Source organism: Alicyclobacillus sp. SO9 (assembly GCF_016406125.1).
Lineage (GTDB): Bacteria > Bacillota > Bacilli > Alicyclobacillales > Alicyclobacillaceae > SO9.
The window spans coordinates 3,751,740-3,777,367 of record NZ_CP066339.1; the positions used below are offsets into that span (position 1 = coordinate 3,751,740).

Genomic DNA, 25,628 nt, shown 5'->3' on the forward strand with positions numbered 1-25,628 from the left:
TGTCCGTGCTGTGCTTCATTGTGTACAGTACTTCATTTTGTGTGCCGTACCTCATGACCCATACGCGCTTCACTGTCCGTGGATTCTTCACGGTAGTCTTCGGCTTGTTTCAGCAGTGTCCGTGTCAACTTCAGGAACTCTCGCCACCGCTTCGCTTGATACCCAGCATCAGCAAGCTTCATCCAAGCCTGCCAGACAGCAGACAGCTCAGGAGCTCTGCGTGCCTCTATCCACTTTGTTGCGGCTTCAATCGTAGCCACTCCTCTGTAGCGCCCGTGCTGAGCCAACCGCTTTTGCACAAGGGGTACCAAGTGCTCGTATTGGTTCCGCCTGAGGGCCGGTCTCGTCATTTGCCACGCCAGTGCATCCATAAAGTCTGTCCCCTGCATGGGTGGTTCTAACTGTGGATTTCGAACAGGACCAAAACGCCACAAGTTTTTGTACAGGTACAGGAACAGCGCTAGAATAAACAGGATGAGAGCTAACAGCCTCCACCCGTGAAACATCCATTTGATGAGGCTTTGACTAGACAAGCCGTGGCCGTATTCATCCCAAAAAACCTTTCTATTCCCTATCAGATTCCAAACAAATTGAAAGTTGTCGCCTTTGTCAATCGTACCATTTTCCCATACGGATGGCGCTGCCCACAAGACCATACTGCCATTCCCTTGTTTGAAAACTGCTCCCAGAACATTTCCTTGCCCGTCTCTCCACAACTTTTGTGCAACCTGTAATCCAGCCCCGTTCAGCTCATCTGCAGTCGTAAAGGACGTGTTGCTCCACTTTTTATGCGGACCAGATAGAGTCCTAACTGTGTGTTCCGAGATAGGGTTTACCGATACGTTTAACTTCTGCAACACCGCATCCTGTTGTGAGACTGCAAAAATTACGGTGTTGCCTGCTGACGCAAAGTGTAAGAGCGCTGACACGTCCTGCGGCTGATAGACGCTTTGCTGCGGTTCCACCGACACGTATACCGAATTAGACGATTTCGGGAGAAAGCCGGGAATCTGTTCCCAGTTCTCCCAGGGCAGTCTTAATTGACGCCATGTTCGTTCCAATGCCATTGACCCTTGTTGCCCTGAAGACAATGCCGATCCCGCAATATCCACAGGCTTGCTACTTACACTGGTCGTCCACAATCCAACGGCGAGATAGACAACTAACAGCCCTGAGACAACCATCCACATCCTGAACTTCATGCGGACACCTTCTCTCTCCACAGGCGCACCTGTTGCCACAATCGCAAGACTCGCTCACTATCCGCCTTCTTTCGCGCGAATACAACTTCCTCTGCTGTTCTTGTCAACTCCGAAAACAAAGCAATGAAGTCTCTGTCAGCCTTGTCTTCCAGCTCACGCAGGCACCGCCGTGCTGTTTTATACGGATTATCCCTTAACCATTCTCTGGACTGGGCGAAACGGATACAGGCCGTGATGAGCAAATGCAGGGTTAGTTCAAAGTCGTTGGCTGCCACTGACTCCTCAATCTGCTCGTCCAGCGTAGTTCTCGACTCTGATGTCAAACTCCGCTCTACCAGTTTCCACGACCGCCGACGCCAACGATAGGTCAACCAAATTCCAGCTACCGTGATGAACACGACAGCAATCACAGCAGTGACGACCCATGCCAACGGCTTCAGTTGACCAAAATGCACAGAGAAGTGCACATGCTTAAGCACCCACTGCAATACAGGAAACCACCAAGGGTGCTTTGGTCCAGACTGATGAAACGCAGGCTCCTGCAACACATGATGCAGGGAGTGTTTGGCCTCTGAGTAGGATATTGCAGACACCGCACTCACTCTTTCGAATCCAGATTATCAGACGAATGCAGCCAGGACTGTAAATCAGGGGCATCCGTACGCACACGTAAATCGATGTACAATGTTGCTTGTGCCAGGAAAGAAAACGGCAGAGCAAACAAAGTGACGAGACTCGTTAAAATCAAATCGAGCACCGCCCCAGGTATGAGTCCCTGAATCACTAGGCCGATGGCACCCTGGAGTACATCGACAATCAGACCGACAACAAAGAGAAAGCCAAGGGACCTCCAAAAGTTTCCTTTCGTAAGCTGCCACGACCGCACCAAAGCAGACCACCCTGCGTGTCCATCCTCGATGACGGCCGAGGTCGTGAAGACCAGTCGAATCCGAATCCAAATAGCTCCCACAATAAGGGCCACAATAATAAGTCCGATTAAAATGCCGGCCACCCAACTCACATGAACGGCACGAGCCGCAACAAACAGCAGAACACTAACCAGACCAATTATGACGACGGCGGCCACATATAAAACGAAGATAAGGAGTTGCGTCAGTATCACCGCAAAGAGGCGTCTCGCAGACCGCGAAAAGGACTCGTCTACGTTGGCTTCGTGATTGAACAACCGAAGTTCGGTAACAAAGTGAAGCAAAGTCCCATACAAAAGGGGATTTACCACAAGCACCTCAAGGAACAGCAACACCATAACCATAGTGCTGAGCCCGAGTTGCTGTTGAGCTTGGTTAAAGGTCTGCAGTGCAGACTGCGTGTGAGCCGTATTGGTCATTATCGTATGTAGCAACTGTTGCACGTTCTTCGTTGCGTGAACACTAAAAATAGACTTTAGAACCATGAAGGGAATAAGTACCGCAGCCGATGCAATAAACCAAAATCGAAAATGAGACCGATATAAGCGAAAGACGTCATCCAGCAATGCGCCAAAATCGCGTGGCTGGACGTCGCGTGAAAACTCTCGTTGCTCTGCCACCAGACGACCTCCTCCAAGTGAACTACACACATCCATGGTACGAACAGACAGCCCGTCCGCATACTACTCGTTATCCTTTCCAATCATAGCACAAGGAGATTGCCTCGTGGGAAGAGGTAAATAGGCACGGCCCATTTCACGCATTGCATGTTCACTGCGTGAAGGCGGGAACTGCCGTTGGAGAGGAGTTCACAGGGATTCGCACTCGACTCTAACTCTGTTTGGGGATAACAACCAGATACCCCTCCATCGCTAGATGTTCAAAATCCGGGTGATGCAAACGCGTCAGTTTAAAGATTCCTGGTTTGTTAGCAATAAAACTCCAATTCAGTACTTCATTGGGACGGATGGTTCCGTGCATGTCGTACCCTTCGAGAAAAACAGGATACACCCCCGTCACAGTGCTTTTCAGGTTGAAGGTAACTTCATCGCCCTCGTTAACCACATAGACATCGGGTCGGAATCGGCGGCCGCTAGGTCTGTTGTCTTTCCCTTTTCCCTGTGAAGATATCCGCTCCACAAGAACATGGTAGGTAACCTGGTGTCCGGGTTTTGAAGAAACAAGGTCGCCGGAAGTGTTTATCGAAGAAGTTGGAGCAGCAAACACGGGTTCTACAGAACAAAAAAATGCAACCGCCAATGCAGCGGTTGTAAGCAATGGAGCAATTCGGATTGTCATGTTCTTTCACCTTCTCGCCTCAACGTCATATCCAACCGACAGTTCTAAGACCCGTCGACATATCGAATGTCTCTTAAGGTCTGTTAAAAGGATGGCTGGTACAACTCATTTCCCATATTATTATCGGTTTGGCGAGAATTATCCTCAATACCGGATTTCTCATGCAGGTCCCTGTACAGTCCCTGCTTAGCCAACAGCTCATGGTGCGTTCCTTGCTCAACAACTCTACCCTTGTCAAGAACCAAGATTCTATCAGCATGACGAATGGTAGACAGTCTGTGTGCAATAACAAGCGTCGTTCTGTCCTTGGAAACAGCCTGCAGTCCTTTTTGAACGAGTTCCTCCGTTTGACTATCCAAATTTGCAGTCGCTTCATCAAGGATTAGAACCTTGGGATTTAGCGCCACCACCCTGGCGAACGAAATGAGCTGTCGTTCACCCATAGACAGGTTGGCACCTTTCGCGTACAGTTGCGTTCGATAGCCTTGCGGCAACCTTTGAATGATATCGTGCGCCCCGACAGTCTTTGCCGCATGAATCACCGCTTCTTCCGTGATATCACTTCGGAATAATCGGATGTTATCGACTACAGTTCCTGTAAAGAGATACACATCTTGCTGCACGAGCCCAATGTAACGATGCAGGTCGGCCTGCCGAAACTGCCGGATGTCGGTCCCGTCGAGCAGAATCACACCGGAAGTCACATCGTAAAAGCGAATGAGCAGACTCATAATAGAGCTCTTCCCTGCACCCGTAGCCCCAACAAATCCGATGAACTCTCCTCGATTGACGGTAAAATCGATATCCTTTAGCACAAGTCTGTCCGACGAATATCCGAAACTTACGTTATGAAAGGACACAGTACCTGCAATCTCGTCGTCCGTTTTAACCATTGGATTTTCTGGATCTACAACTTCAGGTTGAACAGACAAGACTCCTCCCAAACGCTCCGCTGCTACCATCGATGACTGAAGTGTATTCCACTGCTGCGTAATGGCGTTAATCGGTTGGAAAAATTGCCGAATATAGCTGATGAATGCATAGAGAGTTCCGAATAAAATCGCGTGGTGCAACACGGACAGGCCGCCAATCCACGCAATCGCTGCGACACTGATGTTCCCGAACAGTTCAAATGTCCGGTTAAACATCACTGACAACCCGTATTCATGAATATTGGCGTCAAAGTGAGCACGGTTTAAAGCCTGATACTTTTTCCTTTGCCGCGCTTCTTGGTGAAAAATCTGGGTGATGCGCATGCCGGCCAAGTTTTCCGCAAGAAACGATACAATGTTGGAAAGCCGTGTTCTTGTGGTCTGGTAGGCTTTTCGAAGCCTCCGTCGAAAGAACAGAGAAATCAAAAAGATGATGGGAAGAATCACCATAGATTCTGCTGCAATTGGAACATTCAATTCAAACATGGCAACAATAATCATCACAATCGACATGCCGTCGCGAATCATACTCAAAAAGAAATTCGTAAAAAATTGACTGACTGTTTCTGTGTCGCTTGATATATTTGTAACCAGACTTCCTATAGCGTTTCTGTCGAAGAATTTCATAGCCTGTCGCTCGATGTGTTCAAACAGGTGCATGCGAATGGAGCGAATCACATTTTGTCCGGCATACTGCAAGAGCATGATTTGCCCGTAATTGGCCAGCACACCGGCAAGGACAACGCCAATGTAAAGTAGACTAATCAGAATGACCCCGTGAAGATTCGGGTGTTTTGTAGAAATGTCACTGTCAATTGCCACCTTGACCAAATAAGGCTGTAAGACATTGCTGATGTTAAAAATCGCAACAAGGACCAACACTGCGATAAAATGCCATGTATAAGGCCGGGCAAAGGGAAGTAAGCGGGTCAGGCTGCGAAAACCTACTGCCGCACGAGGCTTGGGACTTTCCTTCATCTCCTGTTGTTGACTCATCCCGCAGCACCTCCCGTATCTTCCTGCATGCTGTAAATGTCAGCATACGTACCGCCTTGTTCCAACAGTTCGTCATGTGTTCCCCGTTCAATTACCGTGCCCTTATCCAAGACTAAAATCAAATCTGCATGCCTTACAGCAGACAACCGATGCGCTATAATGACATTGGTCTTGCCGGACCGAACACCGCGGATTGCGTCAATAATTCTCTTTTCTGTCGTCATATCCACAGCAGACAAACTGTCATCCATAATTAAAATCGGGGCATCTTTTAAGAACGCCCTGGCGATGGCTGTTCTTTGCTTCTGGCCTCCAGACAGTGTGACACCCCGCTCACCCACCATGGTTTCAAAGCCGTCCGGGAAGTCTAGAATATCATCATAAATTGCGCTGTCTTTTGCTACTTGTTCAATCTCTGCCGACGTGGCCGTTTCCCGGGAAAACCCAATGTTTTCCCGAACCGTTGCAGAAAATAGGAACCCGTCTTGCGGCACATAGGCAATCGACTCGCGCAAGTCTTTCAGACTCAATGCCTTTACATCGTGCCCGTCGACAAAGACAGCATTTTCCGGCGGGTCAAAAATACGGGGAATTAGATTGGCAAGCGTCGTCTTACCGGAAGCGGTCCGGCCGACAATTCCCAGTGTCTGTCCAGCACCGAGATCGAAATGAACGTTTTGCAAAGCCGGGTGATCTCCGTCGGGGTATGAGAACTCAGACAAATGCACGGACAACTTACCGCCAATTGCCTCAACAGGGGCAGGATGTACCGGATCCTGAATTTCGGGGACCTCCTCCAAGAGAATACTCAACCGTTTCACAGAAGCGGAACCCCGTTGGAAATAGTTGAACACAAAACCCATCTGCTGCAGAGGCTGAATAATCATAGCAAGGTACAGTGTAAAAGCTACAAATGCGCCCAGCGTGATGTCGTGCGCCACTGTCAGATAGCCGCCGTAGAACAGTGCGATAGCAAAGCTCAGCGATCCCATTAACGGAATCATAGACTGAAACAACGCACTCTGCTTAAACATGGTCATTTGCCGTTTTACAATGGACTCTACTCGGGTTTGAAAACGAAGAGATTCCATGTCTTCGTTGGAACTTGCTTTCACTAAGCGAATCGCAGACAGACTCTCTTCCGTCAAATCTGCCATGTCAGACAGTCCCTCTTGCACGCGCCGCGACGCGTTGCGAATACGAGGTCCCCACCAGACAATGAAGAGGGGTACAAAGCAGATAGGAATCATACTGACTAACGTAAGTTTCACACTTACTGTGGTAAACGTCATATAGAGCGTTGCTGCGAGCAAGAAGACAGCATTTGAGAAAATATTCACTCCGCCTGTCAACGCGTCACGTATGGTTCGAACATCGTTGAGAGCGTGATTAAGTAAGTCTCCCACACTGCGTTGCCGATAGTAATTAGCCGACAGCAGTTCCCAATGAGAAAACAACTGCTGCCTCATTCTGTATTCAAAGCGACGACCAATTTGTCCATTGCGAAATTGACCAATTCCGTAGAACACAACGTAGCCGATGCCAATCAGAAGCAGCCACAAACTGTACATGGCAACCTTATGTGCATCGAGTTGTCCTGCTTTCAGTGCATTAGTGAAGTTTCCCAGAAGGTGAGGGAACTGCACCATAACGAATTCTGCCACCATGATGGAAAGCGTAGATACCAGATAAGACCACTTATGTTCACTTACATACTGCCGCAGAATATGCTTCGCGTCTTTGATGCCGAGTCCCCCCTTTTTGCTTACACGACTTCTACACCAATTCAAAACCGACCCAGGAGCAGCACCTTGAGGACCTCAACCTGGGCCGGATTAGAATTCATGATATTTTCAATTCACCGCTAACCTCAATTCAGGACTTACCCTAGAAGTCAGTACTTACGTTAACAAGTCAGTACTTACCTTCGCGAATTCAAACTTATCTCAGCGAATTCAGCCTCTCTCTGATAGCTTGACTCTGTTCTTCAAACCCCGGTTTGCCCAGCAGTGCAAACATATTCACCTTGTAAGCTTCAACTCCAGGCTGGTTGAACGGATTCACTCCGAGCAGAAGACCGCTGGCGGCACACGCCAGTTCAAAGAAATAGAACAAATGTCCCAGCGATTTTTCGGTTTTATCCGGAATTGAAATGAGCAGATTGGGCACTCCGCCGTCAGCATGTGCCAACTGTGTAGCAACCCGCGCTTTATTATTCACCCACGATAGCGTTTTGTCAGCTAAATACTCGAGTCCATCTTCTGAATCAGGCTGAGACGGAATTTGAATTTCGTCACCATTGTAATCCACTGTTAGAACCGTTTCAAACAAATTACGAACGCCCTCTTGAATATACTGCCCCAGTGAGTGCAAGTCAGTGGTATATCCCACCGATACCGGAAAAATTCCCTTGTTGTCTTTTCCTTCACTTTCCCCGTACAACTGCTTCCACCATTCGGCAAACATTTGGAACGACGGCTCGTAATATGCCAATATCTCCGCTGTCTTCCCCTTGCGATAAAGTGCATTTCTCACAGCAGCATAGCGATATGCCGGATTCTCAGTCAAGTCACTCCGCGCATATTTCTCCTCTGCCTCTCTGGCACCCTGAAGGAGCATTCGAATATCGACACCGGCACTCGCCAACGGCAACAACCCGACAGGAGTCAGTACAGAATACCGACCGCCGACATCGTCAGGAATCACAAAAGTCTTATACCCTTCCTCGTCTGCGAGCGTTCGCAAGGCACCTTTTGACTTGTCAGTGGTTGCAAGAATCTGCTTCTTCGCGGCATCTTCGCCCGACTGCCTTACAAGCCAGTTGCGTAAAACCCTGAATGCGACCGCCGGTTCAGTTGTAGTCCCTGATTTCGAAATGACATTTAAATAGACCCGCTTACCTTCGAGTACCTGGAGTAGATCCTCCATAGCCTGACCACTCAGTTGATTCCCGGCGAAGTAGATTTCAGGACCGCCGCGCTTTTCTCGGGACAACTGGTTGTAGTAGGGTGGCTGCACCCACTCGAAAGCTGCACGTGCACCTAAATACGAACCGCCAATTCCAACAACGACCAATGCATCCGCATGTTCCCGTACTTCGGCCGCAACCTCAAGCAAATTGTCCAACCCTCTGTCCAGTGTCTGGCTGGGTAGATGCAGCCAGCCCAAAAAGTCTGAACCAGGTGTTTCCTTCTTATGTAATTGTTGATGTGCCGTATTAATGTACGGCTGCAGTTGAATCCATTCATCATCGTGAAGTTCCAGATGCGCAAAAGATAAATCCAATGTTACCATAGGCGTTTTTGCTCCTTTCACAGACTATCGTCTCAGCCAGCCTCAAGTCAGACTGCACCGTTCTATTATCCACTGAATTCAACGCTTAATCCAGTTTCATTTGAAATCTCTGGCGTGCGTGTCCATTCTTGTACTCCGTTTTCACACGGGGTATGCTAAAAACAGTTGTCACCAGAAACGAGTTTAAGGAGAATCGTCATGGCACACCGCACACAACGACAAAATCGATTGCTCGAGGAGCTAGCAAAAGCCGACAGACCCTTGACTGGTTCCGAACTTGCCACGCGCTGTAAAGTCACGCGGCAAGTCGTGGTTCACGATGTTGCCATCATCCGGGCCTCAGGTGTCCAGGTTCTCTCCACCCCCCGCGGGTATTGGCTTCAATCTGAATCCCCGCGTGAAACACGGGTCTTGTCCGTCTGTCATCCGCCGGAACTAACAGAAATTGAACTAATGACCCTCGTTGATTTTGGTATTGAAGTGCTCGATGTAATGGTTGAACACCCGATTTACGGGGAACTGAGAGGCGGCCTCCATCTTTCCTCGAGGCGGGATGTAGAACTGTTTATGGAGCAGGTCAGAACCAGCAAAGTCACCCTACTGTCCTCTCTCACAGACGGATTTCACCTGCACACCGTTGCTCCGCCTCATTCACAGCGACTGCAAGAAGCCATCGCTGCTCTGCGGCAGAATGGGGTTCAAGTTTTTGAAGAAGAGTCTCAGTGAATAGCCGGAACCTGACATCGCGATGATATTGTTTGGCAACACTCCCGCTTGACTCCACTTTCTCACAGCCTGCCAATTCACGGAATATTGCTACTTTACATCCGGAACTTGACAACATCTTGCCAGTCTGTGAAAACAGGTGTATATACACTAGTGTAGTCATTAATTTATTTGTTGGGAGATGTACTGATGACAACTTCATCCTCTTCACCGGAGATTCGTTATGGAGAGAAAGTACTGCAAGTTGAGCCCTATGGTGCTGAAGCCGTTGCTCAAGCCGATAGACACGGAAAGCCGCGAACACAGTTTACACTGTGGCTGGGTTCAAACCTGACCATTGCCGACTTTGCTCTAGGTTTTCTCCCCATCTCAATGGGTATGTCTTGGGCCTGGACTATCGCCGCTGTTGTTGTGGGCAATTTGCTCGGAGCAACGGTGTTGGCAGCATGCGCTGCCATGGGTCCGACTTATGGAACACCCCAGTTGATTATCGGCCGTTTCACATTTGGGCGGGTTGGAGGATATCTGCCGGCCGTTTTGAATTACTTAAGCACCATCGGCTGGTTTGCTGTCAACAACATTCTTGGGACTTTCGGTTTGCAAGTGCTGTTTCCACACTTGGCTTTCTGGCAAGGTGCATTGATACTGGTGTTCATTCAAGGACTTCTGGCTGTATACGGTCACAATTTAATTCACACCTATGAACGCATCATGGCGGTCGTACTTGGGGTTCTCTTCCTGATTGCAACCGTCATTGCTTTGTCGCACCACCAAGCGTTGGCGGCCTATAGAGGGGGGCATGGCTCACCATGGGTGTTGTTCGCAGTCATGGTCGCGGCCTCATTCTCTTATATTGGCAGTTGGGGACCTTATGCCTCCGATTACAGCCGCTATCTCCGTCCGTCGACAAGCAAGGCAAGGGTGTTTGGATTTGCCTTCCTCGGGTCTTTCGTTGCATCTGTGTGGCTGGAGTTGGTGGGAGGAGCAGTCGCTGTTTTGGCCGCTTCTCAAAACGGCAATCCCATTTCTGACTTGCACCAAGTCATGGGCGGCTTTGGAGCAATCGCGACGATTGCCATCATCCTCGGCGGAACTGCAGCCGATGCCCTCAACTTGTACTCCAATTCGCTATCCGCAGGCGCAATGGATATTCGCTTGCCTCGCTGGTCTCTAGCCGTGACTGCCGGCCTCATCGGCCTGATTCTGAGCCTGTCTGGTTCAGGAGCGTTCGAACAGAACTATGAAAACTTTCTGCTCATGCTTGGATACTGGATTATGCCTTGGCTTGGCGTCCTCTTTACAGATTTCTATTTTCTCAAGCGTTATCGCGCGGCTGAGTCGGACCGCCGCATGCAACGAACAATTTTGTGGTCTGGACTCGTTTCCTTTGTTGTCGGGTTTGTTGTTTCCATCCCGTTTATGTCGGGTCCCTTGTACAAGGGACCCATTGCCAGTGCCTTAGGCGGAGCCGATCTTAGTTTTTACATCAGCTTTCTTGTATCCGCTCTGCTCTATATGGTCCTTGAGCGGACATCAAGTTCACATACTGCGTTACACCACTAGCGCATAGCGCACAAAATTTTCAGCACACAAAATTTCCCGTAGACAAGACCTGACGTATTGAACAAGATCCGATGGACCTTATGAAAGTTCATCGGATCTCAACTTATCCGTGTTATCCCATTAAAAATCCAGCCCCTGCATAAAACACAGTACAGAGCCCAGCCATTAAGAGACCTGCTTTTAGTTTGACTTTCGCATAGTCCATAATGGGCAGTTTCATGACTGTCGCCATAGCAACTGTGTTATCACTTAAAGGAGAAACGAATCCTCCGAATGTTCCGCTGGCAAATACCGCCCCAGCTATGAGGGCAAGTGATGCATGCGTATGGGCTGCCAATGAAAAACCGAGAGGCAGCAACATTCCCCACGTTCCGAAAGAAGACCCAATGACATAGGAAATTGCGCAACCAAATACAAACAAAGCCGGCGCGATGAGAGAAGACGGCACAATTCGATTAATCACGCCTTCCGTATAGGAAACGAACCCCAAATCTGTTGAAACGGCAGACACTGCCCAAATTAGAATCAGCAACACATTTACGGCCATCATCTCGTTTCCGCCCTGCAACAGACCAAACATGGTTCTTGCAATGGGTTGTCGTTTGTAGGCGTACCAGCTAAAGGCAATGATGAGCGTGGCTAAGAGTGCCTCTACCATAGCCTTCCCGGCGTTTGCGTGCGTTAAAGCACCGAAGAAGGTGTTTGAATGTAAATGTCCGTCCCACCAAGTTAAAAAAAGCGTAAATACCAGTAAGGAGACTAATGGCAGTATGAGGTTGGAGACATCAGGTTGGACGTTGTCTGCCACGAGTTCCACGGCATCAGGAAAACCTTTGTCCTTGCTCTTAACCTTTCCTGCCTTGTGCGACTGAGGAGACTCATGTCTGTCCAAATGAGCGTTGGTCGAAACAACCGGAGTCAGTTCCTGAGCCGTTTCCATGTAAGCCATATTTGGAGCCACGCGGGGCAGGCGTTTGGATACTGTCCCCTCAGTGGCTTCGTGTTCGTTTGTATTGTCTTTACTGCCGTCACGGGTTGTTCCAGTCTCAGCTTGAGTGTTTGAACCTTCTGCCGCCTGCGCGCTGGATTCTGTAGCCTTTGCCTTCTGAAAAAACGTCACGAACAATGCATACCCAAGCATTGCAGTAGAGAAAAAGTTGAGCGGGATACTGTACAAAAACAGGGTGTATGGTGACACGGCTATGCCCTGATGGCGGCCGGCGGTTCCAATCAAACCCACCATGTATCCAACAAAGGCGGTACCAATAGGTATCACAGCGGTCAGCGGGGTCGCTGTCGCATCAATTACAAAAGCAACTTTTTTTGTCGGTACGTGAAGCTTGGAAAATACCTGCTTCATCACGGGTGCTACCGTAATGATTCGAAAATCCGGAGCCATGAAAGTTGCGAGGGAAGAAATCCAGGTGACAAGAAATGCACCTTTTATTCCTTTCACTCGTTTTCCCATCCACTCCGCAAATCCAGAAACACCGCCAGTAATGCGGACCAGCCCAACAAACGCACCAAAGCCGTATAAGAATAACAGCAAGCGCAAGTTACCTTTTATCGTCAGTTCCTTAATCATATATTCAATGGTCGTTTGGAGACCGGTAAGCACTCCAGGGTGAATCATATAGCTGCCGACTAACAACCCAACCAGGAGTCCAGGAAGGACTTGGCGTGTTATCACAGCCAGCGGAATAACAATAACAAACGGTAACAGTGACCACGCTGTGCCATGCATGTGGAAACATTCCCCCTTGAGCGTCAGATATAACACGTGAGATATAAGGCTTAATCTCCCACGCCGGGGGCAGTTCATGCACAGAGTTTGGTCGTTGCCGTATCGAAAAAGCCGTATAAATGCAAATTCGACCGAAACGTATCGGCCGAACGTGCGCTTTCTCTCCATTCACCGGAAACTTGCAACTTCGCTGCTCAGTTCTCAGCTTTTCTTGCCTACCATCTTGATGCCAAAAGCCTGCGGTAAGAGATACACTCCAGCAAGGCCGACTATGACATACACCACTCGGCTCCAAAGAGTGCTGTCACCGCCAAAAATAACACCCACAACATTGACATCAATGAGTCCCACAAGAAGCCAGTTCAACGCTCCGATTAAGACTAACCACCACGCCACTTTTTCAACCATTGCCTATCCCCTCCCTACTCGTACATATGTACAAGTTTTTAGGAATAGACCAGGTCCAGGTTGTCCTCATTTTTAGTGTTCGTGGTCGTGTTCAAGGCCTCTAATGGCTTCCTGCACCTCAGGCGCTGTTCTCAACGGTGTTTCTCTCTCGACATACTGCTCTTGCTTTAAAAGGATATCGTCATCGGGCACATACCAGAGAGCATCCATGCCAAATTCCCTTGCTCCTTGCACATCACTCAGAAAATTGTCTCCAATCATGACCGCATTTTCCTTGTCTACACGAAAGGCTCTACATGCGGCCTCATAAACCGACGGATGCGGCTTCGCCTTGCCGACTCGTTCGGAGATAATGATGTCTTCTTCCCGAAAGTATTTGTTCAGCCCTGTAATGCACACTTTCCTCCATTGCAAATCTGGCGATCCGTTCGTAATTGCCCCCAACCGATACTCACCCGCCAAGGTGTCCATCAGTTCCAGGGTTCCCGGGAAGGGCTCCAACGTGTTCTCAAACGTAGCGTCATAAGTACTGTGGAACTTGTCCGCTTCCTCAATGGTTCGTTCGACACCGAGTTCTTTCCAGGCGAGCAAAAATCGGTTGCGGCGCAACTCCGTCATAGTAATTTCTCGTTTATCATAGCGCGCCCACAATTTATCGTGATGATTCATGAAGTGGCGCTCAAATTCGTCTGAAGACACCTGATTGCCATAAAGTTGATGAAGTGCGATTGCCAGTCCCTTGTGGTACTGTCCCAAGGTATCAATTAAGGTATGATCGAGATCGAAAAACACACAAGAATATCTGCCCATAGGCCCCTCCTAATGGTATGTTAGAGTATGTACGTCTAAAAGCCCCCGTCGCCCTCATCGCTGAATGCGCGGGCCTATAACACATTACATAAAGATTGTTGCAGCAAAGGGAGGAACAGTCTCCGTGACCACAAGATCTCAGTTTGTAACCCTTTTTGCAAGTCTACAGTGGCTTGGTTTCATGTTTGCCAACACTGTTGTTATTCCGCTCTCTACCAGTGCCGCCTTCCATTTAACCACAAATCAGACCGCAGGAGTCATGGCTAAGGCTTTTATTTTGACAGGGTTGGCATGTCTCTTGCAAGTCTGGCTCGGCCACCGCTTCCCCTTAATGGAAGGTCAGTCGGGGCTGTGGTGGGGCGTTATCCTCACCATCGCATCTCTTGGAGCAAGCAGTCACACTTCACTTACGACAATCGGCGGAAGTTTGGCGCTGGGGATGTTGCTCGGCGGAGTTGCATTGGTGCTGGCGGGGCTGCTTGGTGTGCACAAAGTCCTGAATCGACTGTTCACCCCTGTGGTGATGTCGGTGCTGCTTATTTTGCTAGCCTCCAAACTGATTGATATTTTCTTCAAGGGCATGCTAGGAATGCAAAACAGCAGTCATGTTCACGTAGGGATTGCCCTGTTGTCGGTTGTCATTGTCGTTGTTGTCAGCATTCTCACTATCGGCACCAAAGGTATTATTAGTAACTTCTCAATTTTAATCGGATTGTCGTTGGGCTGGGTCTCCTACGTATTGATCTTTGGCAGCAAGCAGGCACCTATTGTCCCAAGTTGGCAGGAAATAGGACAGGTGTTTACTTGGGGATCGCTGCCATACACGCACGGTACCCCGATTGACTGGGGCATTGTCATCGCTGGCATTGTCACAGCTTTATTGAACACAACCAACACCATTGCAACACTGCGCGCAGCAGAACCCCTGTTTGAGACAGACATGCCCGATACCGCCTACCGACGTTCTCTGGTCTGGTCCGGTGTGTTCACCATGACTTCAGGTGTCTTCTCCCAGGTCCCCTACGCACCATACACTTCATCCATCGGATTTCTCCGAACCACGCGAATCCTGGAACGGCTTCCATTTGTAGTGGGTGCAGTGCTGTTTATGCTGATGGGCCTCGTTCCCTATGTATCCGGCTTTTTCTCGACCATGCCCTTTGCCGTGGGAGCGGCCGTACTTTTTGTCGCCTACTTGCAATTATTTGGCTCTGCGCTGCAGAATATTGAGGGGATGCACTTCAACTTTCGCACCATCTTCCGCCTTGCAGTGCCTGTGCTTGCAGGACTGGCCATTCAATCGATGCCGCCAGATTCATTTTCAACACTCCCCAGTATGGCTCAATCCATTGTCGGAAACGGGATGCTCATGGGCATTTTGATTGCGCTGGTCTTGGAAAATATAATTTCCTGGGATAAACTCGATTGATTTAGGTGCGGTTCAGGTGCGGCTCAGGTGCGGCTCAGGTGCGGCTCAGGTGCGGCTCAGGTGCGGTTCAGGTGCGGTTCAGGTGCGGAAAAGATATGATTTAGGTGCGATTTCAGTGCGATTGGATGTACAATGAATTTATCAAATACGACAGGCAATGCCTCCGCAGGTTCGACGAAAGGAGTCGTAATTAAAGTGCAACAGCTAACAACAAGTGAAGATGTGAGGGAGTTCCTCACACAAAGCAACAATCAACCAGTGTTAATTTTTAAGCACAGCACTACGTGTCCAATCAGTGCCGCAGCCAATAAAGAAGTCACAGCCTATGAGAAGCAGTCAGATACTCAAATTGGGCTGATTCGTGTTATCGAAGAACGGCCCATCTCTCTGGAACTAGCTGATACACTGCAAGTTCGCCATCAATCTCCACAGGCCATTGTTGTTCGTGACGGCAAAGCCGTTTGGAACACCTCTCATTTTGATATTACCGTAAATGCATTGACAGAGGCCATCGCTGAGAATCGGTAAGTCGTATTGCTAAATACGCAACAGAACCACAAGACGTGACGAGGGGCCGGTCCCCGATGTCGCAATTAGTGATGTAGTCGAGGATAAGCGTTTGAGAAACGCTTATCTTCCACATTGCGAGTTCAAACAGCCGAATAGCGATCCGACAGGAGCTTATCTGCGGCCCAGGCCCCGTCAATGGGGGTGTATAGGCATGCGAGCGAGCGCAGGGACAGCCTCCAGTCTCGCAGTTACTGATGTAGTCGAGGATAAGCGTTTGAGAAACGCTTATCTTCCACATTGCGGGTTCTAACAGCCAAATAGCGATCCGACAGGAGCTTATCTGCCACCACGGCCCCGTGGTGGTGGTGTATAGGCGAGATAAGCATTCCGGAGGCGTTTATTTCGGCGATCTCCGGCCCTCATAGCCAAATAGCGATCCGAGAGGAGCTTATTTGCGACCCAGGCCCCGTCAATGGGGGTGTGAAGGCATGCGAGCGAGCGCAGGGACAGCCTCCGGTCTCGCAGTTACTGATGTAGTCGAGGATAAGCGTTTGAGAAACGCTTATCTTCCACATTGCGAGTTCAAACAGCCGAATAGCGATCCGAGAGGAGCTTATCTGCGACCTAGGCCCCGTGGATGGGGGTGCGCAGGCGAGATAAGCGTTCCGGAGGCGTTTATTTCGGCGATCTCCGGCCCTCATAGCCGAATAGCGATCCGAGAGGAGCTTATCTGCGACCCAGACCCCGTCAATGGGGGTGTGAAGGCATGCGAGCGAGCGCAGGGACAGCCTCCGGTCTCGCAGTTACTGATGTAGTCGAGGATAAGCGTTTGAGAAACGCTTATCTTCCACATTGCGAGTTCAAACAGCCAAATAGCGATCCGGCAGGAGCTTATCTGCGACCTAGGCCCCGTGGATGGGGGTGCGCAGGCGAGATAAGCATTCCGGAGGCGTTTATTTCGGCGATCTCCGGCCCTCATAGCCGAATAGCGATCCGAGAGGAGCTTATCTGCGACCCAGACCCCGTCAATGTGGGTGTGAAGGCATGCGAGCGCGCGCAGGAGCTGCCCCCTGAAAGCTGCAACCCTTACAGGCTCAAATTTGTGGGACGATCCGCTGTCTGGTCCAGTCTGTGATACAGGAGGAAGAGGAGCAAAGGAAAGGCTAGGCCTCCGCAAAAGACAGCTAGTGATACCGGTTCGGCAACCCTGTCATATAGAAATCCCCCTATTACCGGCCCGAACATTCTCCCGAGCGTAGCTGAAGAACCAACGAGCCCCTGTAACATACCGGCACGGTGGGATGGTGCAAGCTGAGCGATGGCGGCAGGGATGCTAGGCCAAACAAACATTTCTCCAAAAGTTGTTACAACCATGGCTGCGACGAAGCCGACGTATTTATCGTTCCATATAAGGATAAGGAAAGACATGGAAAACAAGAACACACCTATCATCATTTGTAAGGGAAGCTGATGAATTCGCTTCGCGACGAAACTCACTAATGGCTGTGCTGCGAAAATCAGAATGCCATTCAGGGTCCAGAGTACACTGTACATGGTGAGCGGATAACCCAACTGCTGCATGTATACAGACAGTGTGCTTTGCCACTGCACATAAACGACCCAACTAAGAACAAAACCTCCCAACAATACGCCCACTGCTAACCACGGGACCTGCGGGAACACGTGCAGAGGTAATGACACAGGGGTTTGTACGTCCTCCTTCGGTAGTCGATAGCGTTGAAAGCGGGACTTAAAGACTGTGATAACCAGCAACAGAAAAATAATATAAGCCAGCATAATTCCCGAAAACACGATTCGAAACGAGTGTTGAGCTAACAAGCCCCCTACTGCCGTACCTGTAGCGACACCCAAGTTGTTGGTGACGTAGATAAAATTAAATGGCCTTCTGCCTCCGTCAGGCCATGCCTGTCCAGCCATCGTGGTCAATGCTGGAAACGGCATCGAAGATGCTAACCCGAACAGTCCCATGACGACGACATAAACCGAAAATGCATGATTAAAAATTGGCACTGTAATCAATACGCCTGCTGCCCCGAGTCCAATCAGCAACACAGGAACAATACCAATTTTGTCGTAGAGCCATCCGCTCACAAAGCTTCCGATAAAACCAGCTCCGGAAAACAGCATTAGAACCAGTCCGGCAACCGTCATAGACTGATCTAACTGCGTATGAATGTAGATAGCATTAATAGGCCACAACAGAGACAGACCCGCGATGTTCACAAAACTCCCCAGACCAAGCAGCCAAATGTCTGCGGGAAACTGACGCAGCCAAGCTGTCATTCTACGCCTCAACATCACCATATTCTATTTCTCCTCAAACAACGGGCACCGCTGAGAATCAGCGATGCCGGCGTCTCATTCTTGCACTTTTACAAGGGTATATCTTGGGCCAATGGGATCACGCCTCAACAACAATATGCGGCGTGCCACTGTGTACAGTAGCAACTGCAGCCGCATCCGTCAATCCCTCTTTTTGTAACTCAGAGACCAACGTTGAGGCTTCTTCGGCGGGTACTGAGAAGAGCAGTCCGCCTGAGGTAATTGCGTCACATAACAATGCTCGGTGTTCTTCACGAACTCCACTGGCAAAAGTGATGTGCGGTTCAACATGCTGACGGTTTCTTTTACTTCCGCTTGGCACAACCCCGTCTGTCGCAAACTTGAACGCACGGGGCAGGATAGGAACAGCTTTGCTGTCCACATGTAACTCAACATTGGACGCTTCTGCCATTTCCCATGAATGTCCCAGGAATCCAAATCCCGTTACGTCTGTACACGCGTTAACAGTGTACTTCCTTCCAACTTCTGCAGCCGTCTTGTTGAGCTGGGACATAACTGCAACAATCTCATCCTCATCCGCAGGTGTAGTTAATCCACGTTTGATTGCCGTCGTCATAACACCTGCACCCAACGGCTTGGTCAGTACAAGGACATCTCCCGGCCTTGCACCTGAATTCCGCCAAATTTTCTCTGGATGACAAGTCCCTGTAACGGCCATTCCAAACTTGGGATCCGTATCGTCAATAGAGTGCCCACCCAAGAGTGCGGCACCTGCCTCTTTTACCTTTGCAGCCCCGCCTTCAAGAATGCGGGCCATAATCTCCGGCCCTAGCTTGGCAATCGGATATCCCACAATGTTGAGCACGGTGATGGGTGTTCCGCCCATAGCATAAATATCGCTGAGAGCGTTGGCAGCGGCAATCTGTCCAAACAAATACGGATCGTCAACAATCGGAGTAAAATAGTCCACCGATTGAATCAAGGCCGTATCCGGTGAGATTTGATACACGCCTGCATCATCCAACGTCTGTGTTCCAACCAAGACATTCTCACTGGGAGTATCGAGATTGACTCGGGCAAAAACTTGTTCAAGGTCCCCCGGACCTATTTTGCAGCCTCACCCAGACTTCTCAGTCCACTGTGTCAATCGGATCTGACCGTCCAGTCTAATTTCCATGTCTGCCACTGCTTCCACCTCCTTTCGCAGCATATGGGCTGACGCTTGGATTCAATAGAATTGTTCAAGAAAGACAACCCCATTGTAGCCTATATCTCTGAAACATGTCATTCGCGAGGTTACAGCATGAAGATGCTGCGATAGTACGCGGCCAAATCCAATCCAACTTGACGTGCCTTTTCTGCCGCAGTCAATTCTTGATAAAGGCCAGGACACTCCAACTGCAACGAAGTAGAGGCGTTCTCATTGACGCGGTACGTCTCCTGGGCCAACTCATAGAAGTGATTAATTCGCCGTGTGGCAAGCACTAAGTCGTATTCTACCACTAGATTGGCATGTGCTAGAATATAGCCCGGATGTCGAGAAGATATCCCAGCCAATCCTCCCCGCCAAGCCTGCGCAGTTCCCACCAATTTCTTATGACCAATCAGAACGTTGTACGTACCATCACAATAACTACCTTGAAGTGCACCCGTCTCTGCTTCCAAGCCCAAGGTCCCAAAGTAGTCAATTAAAGGGCCGCAAAGCAGACGATAGTAGTCGTCCGTAGTGCGGCTTTCGTGTACACGCGGCAATAAGAAAGAAATATGTAGAACGCCAGGTCCCTGCGGTACCGCGGTACCGCCAGTCTGCCTGACAACAACATCCAGTCCTTCTTCCATGATTATGCGCTGAGCCTCTTTTGCCGCTGGAGTGGCGACGTCTTTTCGGCTTACAGCAATGCCTGTCTGATTGGCAGAACGCCACAGGCGAATAACGGGAGGATGCTGCTGGCGGGCTACTTGTTGGCCGATTTCGCCATCGAGATCGATATTGTGCTGCCCATTTTCCAAATCTTCCATAAACAACACAACGGTATTCTCGGGCACGAGTTCCCTATACATTTCAGGTGGAATTTTGCTGGATATCATGTGGACCACTCGATTTCATCAGATAATTGAAGCCAGCTGCAACTCTGCCTGCAAACCGTCTCCGTGAAAACAGTGTAGCAAAAAGGTACCGTTATCAAAAGATGGCGTCCGTCGCAGGGGTGCCGGGTGGTACGCCAGTACGCCAGTACGCCAGTACGCCAGTACGCCGGTACCCCGGTACCCCGGTACCCCGGTACGCCGGTACGCCGGTACCCCGGTACCCCGGTACGCCGGTACGCCGGTACCCCGGTACGCCGGTACCCCGGTACCCCGGTACCCCGGTACGCCGGAGCAATAAGGATCGTTGCGCTCCCTATTCGAGAGAGTCAGAGTGAATAGGGATCCCGCGGATCATTAATGCACTTTAAGCCGGAGTTGTAAGTAGCGAAAAGATCACTATGCTGCATCGTCATTTTCTGATTGCTGAGATTAGTGCGAGATGAGATCACTATCGCTCGCACCCTTCACGCAATAGTGAGCGAAACGATCCCTAATGTTTTACCCTCTGCCCCAATAGTGAGCAAAACGATCCTTAATTCCGTTCTATCTTCTGTCCACTTCCTTCTGTCCACTTCCTTCTGTCCGCTTCCTTCTGTCCACTTCGGGGGTGTCAGGGTCCCCACCAACCTCAATTTCGGATCCGTTCTTTCCTTTTACTATTGAAGAATCTACCCCCCTCATCCCCTCATCCCCTCATCCTCAGCCGCACTCCCATCCACCGTTTTCCCGAAGCCTACTTGTTAGGGTTCAAATCACCCGACACAGCCAATTCCAACAAGAGATTGGCAAACTGATTGGTGCACGCGGGCAAAAAGCCGTCCTTACGCCTGACCAAGGTAATGGTGCGAGATGCCGGGCGAATGGATTCAATTCGAATGGCGGCAAGTCGTCCGGCGTTGAGCTCGCTTTGCACAGCCGATCTCGGAAGCACAGACACTCCCAATCCAACCTGCACCAACCGGCTGATACTTTCCAGGCTGTCCGTCTCGGTGGCTGTTTGCAGCTCAATCTGATGATCACGTGCAATCACATCAACGATTTTTCGCAAACCGGAGGACTTCGGCATTAATACAAACGGAACGTTCTGCAAATCCTGTGGATGAAGATTGCTTTTCGTCGTCAGCGGATGGTCTGGGGATACGACCCAAAGCAAATCGTCTGAGTAGAGCGGAGTGCCTGCCAAAGAATCGTCATGATTGAAGGTGGTGACAATACCAATGTCAATTTCGCCATTCAGCAAGGCTTCCTGGGTTTCTGCGGACGATCCGCTTCTAACTTGAAACTGAACTCTGGGATACTCTTTCTGGTAACTGGACAAAACCTGCGGTAACAAATAGAGAGACGGAGTAATCCCAGCGCCAAGGTGTACCGTTCCGACGGCGGGATCGCCTAAAGCACCTAACTCGTCTTGCAGCTTTTGCTCCAGTACTATCAACCTCTTTGCAAACTGATAGACGTGTTCTCCCGCCCGGTTTAGAAGGAGTCTTTTACCGACACGGTGAAACAATTCTATTTGGTAGTTTCTTTCTAACTGCTGCAGTTGGCGAGTCACCGTTGGCTGCGTCAAATGACGCTGCTTGGCTGCTTCAAGAAGTGTCCCCGCATCGACAACAGTGACAAGTGTCTCCAATAGATCATGCATTTTCGTCACCTCGCATTCTAATTCGGAAGAACATTTGACGGAATTTATACACATTGCGTATATAAAATATACAACAAATCGATTTTACACATATATGATGGGACAGTACACTAAATGTGTAGAGTCCTTGTAACGTGACGGTACAGGTGAAATCCGAGGAGGAATGACATGATGGTTCATGCCGTTGTCGGCGCTCAGTACGGCGATGAAGGAAAAGGGAAAATGGTGGACTATTTCGCAGTCCATGCAGACATGGTAATTCGTTTTCAAGGTGGAGGAAACGCAGGTCATACCATTGTCAACGAATTCGGCAAGTTTGCCTTGCACCTCGTACCTTCGGGAATTTTCAACCCGAAAACCACCTGCGTTCTCGGCACAGGTGTTATGATTCATCCTAAGAACCTGGTGGCAGAACTGCAAACCATTAAGGATGCGGGCATTGACACCGGGAACCTCGTCATTTCCGAACGAGCACATATGGTTCTTCCTTATCACATTTGGCAGGATGAATATGAAGAATCGCTTCGCGACAGGAAAGTCGGAACGACGCTGCAGGGAATTGGGCCTGCGGTTCAAGACAAAGTCGGGCGGTTCGGGCTTCAGATGGGAGAGCTTCGCGACGTAGACCGCTTCCGCAAGAGACTGGAAGAAGCCTATGCGTTTAAACTTAAGAGAATTCCCGGTCTAAAAGACTACAGCGGTGAGTTCGATGATATGTGGAAGGAATTGATGGCAGCAAGGGAAGTTTTGCTGCCCTACATTCAAGATACCTCACCTTTGATTCAAACAGCTGTCAGCGAAGGTAAAGAGGTCTTACTCGAAGGACAACTTGGTGTGATGCGCGATCTCGATTGGGGCGTCTACCCCTTCGTCACCTCTTCCAATCCAATATCCGGTGGTATACCGGCCGGTGCAGGTATACCACCTCGGCTTGTGACAGATGTGACAGGCATCACCAAAGCCTACACGACAGCTGTCGGAGCCGGCCCATTCCCAACAAAGCTAGAAGATGAGTCTGGGCGACACCTGCAACAACGCGGGCAGGAGTTCGGGGCAACAACAGGACGCAGTCGTGACTGCGGTTGGCTCGACATCCCTACACTCAAATACGGCACATGGCTAAACGGATATACCAAGTTGGCCCTGATGAAGCTGGACGTCCTCAGCGGCTTAAAGAAAGTAGCCATTTGCACAGCCTACGAATTAGACGGAAAGACGTACGATACTCCTGTCCCTGGGTACCTTCTGGACAACGTGACACCCGTGTATGAGTGGCTCGACGGTTGGGACGATGACATATCAGCATGCCGCCGCCGTGAGGATTTACCAGAAAGCGCACAGACTTTTGTGAAAAGGGTAGAGGAACTGACAGGTGTCCCCATTCGATACATTTCCGTGGGGCCTCGCCGACAGCAGACAATCATCGTCGAGGAAGAATTGGCTTAACCAACAAGCGCGGGAACGACCGGCGCTGTGCTGGAAAGTCAGCTCACCGCCGGCTTCAGTCGCGCCAAACTAAGCCAACCAAGTTCAGCTCGATTCGACTGGATTCAGGGCAGCAACGGAGGCATTCATGTCCAATTTCAATTTGGAAGCACCCCTAGACACGGCTTACAAAACCGCACAGACGAGCAGAATTCGAGGCTTTATAATGGTTCTAGTCGGTGCAGCATTGTGGGGAATTTCAGGAACCGTGGCACAACGATTGTTTCAATTTGACTCCTTTCACCCGGCTTGGTTAGTTGCAGTGCGCATGAGTGTATCGGGTCTTGTTCTGCTCACGATTGCGGGCTTACGCAGACATCATCCTTTCGCTGTATGGCGTACTCCAGGCTATCGGAGCCGCTTACTGATATTTTCCTTCGCGGGGCTGCTCGCTGTCCAGTACACGTTCTTCGCGGCAGTTGCCACTGGAAACGCTGCTACGGCTACATTCCTGCAATACCTGGGACCTGTCTTTATTACCGTATATTTTGCTATTCGACTTAGAAAACTGCCGGGCAAAAGTGAACTCTTTGCTGTCCTGTTCGCCGTCATTGGAACGCTGTTGCTCGTTACGAACGGACACCTTTCCACCCTGATTGTCCCCGTAAAAGCTGTCATTTGGGGGCTGCTGTCGGCGTTAGCCTTAGCATTTTATACCGTTTATCCCGGTAACTTGATCCGTCGTTTTGATTCTGCATCGATGATTGGCTGGGGCATGCTTCTTGGTGGACTTGGCCTCTACAGTGTGGCGCCTCCATGGGCGGTTGCAGGGCAGCAATGGTCATGGCTCAGTGCGCTGTTTGTTGCAATTGTGGTCATTTTTGGGACACTGATTCCCTTTTATCTGTATCTTGCCAGCCTGCGTCACATCTCTCCGTCTGAAACCAGCTTGCTGGGCGGACTAGAACCTCTTGCCGCCACTGTTACATCGGTTCTCTGGTTGCACATCCCCTTTGGTGTGGCAACCGCTGCTGGTGGATTATGTATTCTTGCAACGGTGACCCTGCTGAGTGTTCTGCCTCGCAATAAAACTGTACAATAGATTATAAATCAGATTGTGAACTAGTTCGTGAATCAAATTGTGAATTAGGTTGTAACTCGGCATAACTCAGGCTCTAAATCGTATTCGTTCAGATGGATGTGGGATATCGTGCGTAAAGTGACTGACACACTCTCGAATTGGATGTTTCAACAAAACTGGGTGCGTATTGGAGAATTCCTTCTTCTCTGTCTAATAATTCTGTCAACACGGGTGGTACTTAGGGTCCTGCTGAACCGGCTGGAGACTCACCACGGTGCAAAACGATGGATTCATGTATTGAAGTCACTCGTAAACTGGGGGACTTTTTACGCACTCTTAGTACTCATACTCGCTTATTTTTCCAGCTCTAAGTGGATGTTTAGTCGGCTGTTCACCATCGGTAAGGCTGAAATTTCCCCGTTTGTCGTGATTATTGCCATTCTCATTATATCCTTTGCGAATCGCTCCGCTGTTCTTATCAAGCGCCTGATGCTGCCCAACATTTATGAACGCTATCAGTTTGATATTGGACTGCGGTATACGCTCGATAGAGTTGTCCATTACAGTATTGTCGTGCTTGCCGTGCTCATCAGTTTAAGCACCGTCGGCATCAACCTTAGTACATTAACAGTGTTTGCCGGAGTGGTCGGAGTAGGGATTGGTTTTGGAATGCAAAACATTGCTTCCAATTTCATTTCCGGCTTGATTATCTTGTTTGAACGTCCCATTAAGGTGGGAGACAGAGTCATGATTAAAAACGTCGTGGGAGATGTAGAACGTATCAATATGCGGGCGACAATTGTTAAGACGCTGGAAAACGAGCACATCATTATCCCGAATTCATATTTTCTGCAGGAGCAAGTTGTGAATCGATCGTATGGGGATTTAACGCTGCGGCTGACTATCGACATAGGTGTGTCGTACGACGCTGATGTTGACGAAGTGCGTGACGCTCTGTTGACGGCGGTAAGCTTGGAAAGGACTCATTCCCCCGAAATACTACAAACGCCGCAGCCATTTGTAAATTTTCAGGCTTACGGCGATTCATCTCTCGACTTCCAACTCTTTGTCTGGATCTCTCATTCCACTGCTCAAATAGAGGTCAGCAGTAACTTGCGATTCCGAGTCTGGCATGAACTGGCGCGGCGAGATATAGAAATTCCGTTTCCACAACGGGATTTGCATATTCGAAGCATTGATGACGAGTTGTTGACGAAACTGCGGGAAAGCAGACAGTGAAGTGCGA

The 25,628-nt window shown here is 49.7% G+C and carries 21 protein-coding genes; 7 read left to right on the forward strand and 14 right to left on the reverse strand.

The annotated features are described in order from the left end of the window. Positions 1 to 32 precede the first annotated feature (32 nt). From GI364_RS17670 to GI364_RS17700, 7 genes are all read right to left on the reverse strand, one after another. On the reverse strand, positions 33 to 1,202 hold the full coding sequence (locus GI364_RS17670) for a DUF4350 domain-containing protein (RefSeq protein ID WP_198850544.1): 1,170 nt from the start codon (positions 1,200 to 1,202) through the stop codon (positions 33 to 35). Then, a complete protein-coding gene (locus GI364_RS17675) occupies positions 1,199 to 1,795 on the reverse strand; it encodes a DUF4129 domain-containing protein (protein WP_198850545.1) in 597 nt (198 codons plus the stop codon). Before GI364_RS17675 ends, GI364_RS17670 begins: the two co-directional genes overlap by 4 nt. Before the next feature lie 5 nt (positions 1,796 to 1,800). Further along, on the reverse strand, positions 1,801 to 2,751 hold the full coding sequence (locus GI364_RS17680; RefSeq protein WP_198850546.1) for a DUF7847 domain-containing protein: 951 nt from the start codon (positions 2,749 to 2,751) through the stop codon (positions 1,801 to 1,803). Between the two features lie 211 nt (positions 2,752 to 2,962). After that, complete coding sequence (locus GI364_RS17685) at positions 2,963 to 3,430, reverse strand: cupredoxin domain-containing protein (protein ID WP_198850547.1); 468 nt, start codon at positions 3,428 to 3,430, stop codon at positions 2,963 to 2,965. An 83-nt stretch (positions 3,431 to 3,513) separates the two neighbouring features. Then, the gene (locus tag GI364_RS17690) at positions 3,514 to 5,358 is read right to left on the reverse strand and encodes an ABC transporter ATP-binding protein (RefSeq protein WP_233095849.1); all 1,845 of its coding nucleotides are present in this window, start codon (positions 5,356 to 5,358) and stop codon (positions 3,514 to 3,516) included. After that, positions 5,355 to 7,148 carry an ABC transporter ATP-binding protein gene (locus tag GI364_RS17695; protein WP_233095850.1) on the reverse strand — a complete coding sequence of 598 codons (1,794 nt, stop codon included), beginning with the start codon at positions 7,146 to 7,148 and terminating at the stop codon, positions 5,355 to 5,357. The genes GI364_RS17690 and GI364_RS17695 overlap by 4 nt, the downstream gene beginning before the upstream one ends. 151 nt (positions 7,149 to 7,299) lie before the next feature. Beyond that, positions 7,300 to 8,652, reverse strand: a complete 1,353-nt coding sequence (locus GI364_RS17700; RefSeq protein WP_198850548.1) for a glucose-6-phosphate isomerase — start codon at positions 8,650 to 8,652, stop codon at positions 7,300 to 7,302. Positions 8,653 to 8,850: 198 nt separating this feature from the next. Between GI364_RS17700 and GI364_RS17705 the strand changes: the two genes are divergently transcribed. Then, a complete protein-coding gene (locus tag GI364_RS17705; protein WP_198850549.1) occupies positions 8,851 to 9,378 on the forward strand; it encodes a transcription repressor NadR in 528 nt (175 codons plus the stop codon). 189 nt (positions 9,379 to 9,567) lie between these two features. Then, entirely contained in the window at positions 9,568 to 10,941 is a 1,374-nt protein-coding gene (locus GI364_RS17710; RefSeq protein ID WP_198850550.1) for a purine-cytosine permease family protein, read from the forward strand. 112 nt (positions 10,942 to 11,053) lie between these two features. Here GI364_RS17710 and GI364_RS17715 read toward each other — a convergent pair whose 3' ends face one another. The 3 genes from GI364_RS17715 to GI364_RS17725 form a co-directional block, all read right to left on the reverse strand. After that, complete coding sequence (locus tag GI364_RS17715; protein WP_198850551.1) at positions 11,054 to 12,685, reverse strand: Na+/H+ antiporter NhaC family protein; 1,632 nt, start codon at positions 12,683 to 12,685, stop codon at positions 11,054 to 11,056. Between the two features lie 201 nt (positions 12,686 to 12,886). Then, on the reverse strand, positions 12,887 to 13,093 hold the full coding sequence (locus tag GI364_RS17720; RefSeq protein ID WP_198850552.1) for a DUF378 domain-containing protein: 207 nt from the start codon (positions 13,091 to 13,093) through the stop codon (positions 12,887 to 12,889). A gap of 72 nt (positions 13,094 to 13,165) precedes the next feature. After that, positions 13,166 to 13,903, reverse strand: a complete 738-nt coding sequence (locus tag GI364_RS17725; RefSeq protein WP_198850553.1) for an HAD family hydrolase — start codon at positions 13,901 to 13,903, stop codon at positions 13,166 to 13,168. A gap of 124 nt (positions 13,904 to 14,027) precedes the next feature. On the opposite strand from GI364_RS17725, the gene GI364_RS17730 reads away from it, so the two are divergent. Then, a complete protein-coding gene (locus GI364_RS17730; protein ID WP_198850554.1) occupies positions 14,028 to 15,332 on the forward strand; it encodes a uracil/xanthine transporter in 1,305 nt (434 codons plus the stop codon). Between the two features lie 195 nt (positions 15,333 to 15,527). Then, positions 15,528 to 15,860 carry a bacillithiol system redox-active protein YtxJ gene (gene ytxJ / locus GI364_RS17735; protein ID WP_233095851.1) on the forward strand — a complete coding sequence of 111 codons (333 nt, stop codon included), beginning with the start codon at positions 15,528 to 15,530 and terminating at the stop codon, positions 15,858 to 15,860. A 1,068-nt stretch (positions 15,861 to 16,928) separates the two neighbouring features. On the opposite strand, the gene GI364_RS17740 is transcribed toward ytxJ, so the two are convergent. The 4 genes from GI364_RS17740 to GI364_RS17755 all read right to left on the reverse strand — a co-directional run bounded on the left by GI364_RS17740 (position 16,929) and on the right by GI364_RS17755 (position 21,876). After that, the gene (locus tag GI364_RS17740) at positions 16,929 to 18,167 is read right to left on the reverse strand and encodes an MDR family MFS transporter (RefSeq protein WP_198850556.1); all 1,239 of its coding nucleotides are present in this window, start codon (positions 18,165 to 18,167) and stop codon (positions 16,929 to 16,931) included. A gap of 97 nt (positions 18,168 to 18,264) precedes the next feature. Then, positions 18,265 to 19,323: a selenide, water dikinase SelD gene (gene selD / locus GI364_RS17745; RefSeq protein ID WP_198854095.1), complete on the reverse strand. Its 1,059-nt coding sequence runs from the start codon at positions 19,321 to 19,323 to the stop codon at positions 18,265 to 18,267. Positions 19,324 to 19,442: 119 nt separating this feature from the next. Beyond that, positions 19,443 to 20,234 carry a lipoate--protein ligase family protein gene (locus GI364_RS17750; protein ID WP_198850557.1) on the reverse strand — a complete coding sequence of 264 codons (792 nt, stop codon included), beginning with the start codon at positions 20,232 to 20,234 and terminating at the stop codon, positions 19,443 to 19,445. A gap of 733 nt (positions 20,235 to 20,967) precedes the next feature. Next, positions 20,968 to 21,876 (reverse strand): LysR family transcriptional regulator, encoded by a 909-nt coding sequence (locus GI364_RS17755; RefSeq protein WP_198850558.1) that lies wholly within the window; start codon positions 21,874 to 21,876, stop codon positions 20,968 to 20,970. 168 nt (positions 21,877 to 22,044) lie between these two features. Here GI364_RS17755 and GI364_RS17760 point away from each other — a divergent pair, with 168 nt between their 5' ends. From GI364_RS17760 to GI364_RS17770, 3 genes are all read left to right on the forward strand, one after another. Then, entirely contained in the window at positions 22,045 to 23,322 is a 1,278-nt protein-coding gene (locus GI364_RS17760) for an adenylosuccinate synthase (RefSeq protein WP_233095852.1), read from the forward strand. 127 nt (positions 23,323 to 23,449) lie between these two features. After that, the gene (locus tag GI364_RS17765; RefSeq protein ID WP_198850559.1) at positions 23,450 to 24,403 is read left to right on the forward strand and encodes an EamA family transporter; all 954 of its coding nucleotides are present in this window, start codon (positions 23,450 to 23,452) and stop codon (positions 24,401 to 24,403) included. Positions 24,404 to 24,511: 108 nt separating this feature from the next. Then, positions 24,512 to 25,621, forward strand: coding sequence for a mechanosensitive ion channel family protein (locus GI364_RS17770; RefSeq protein WP_233095853.1), 1,110 nt, complete (start codon positions 24,512 to 24,514; stop codon positions 25,619 to 25,621). Positions 25,622 to 25,628 lie beyond the last annotated feature (7 nt).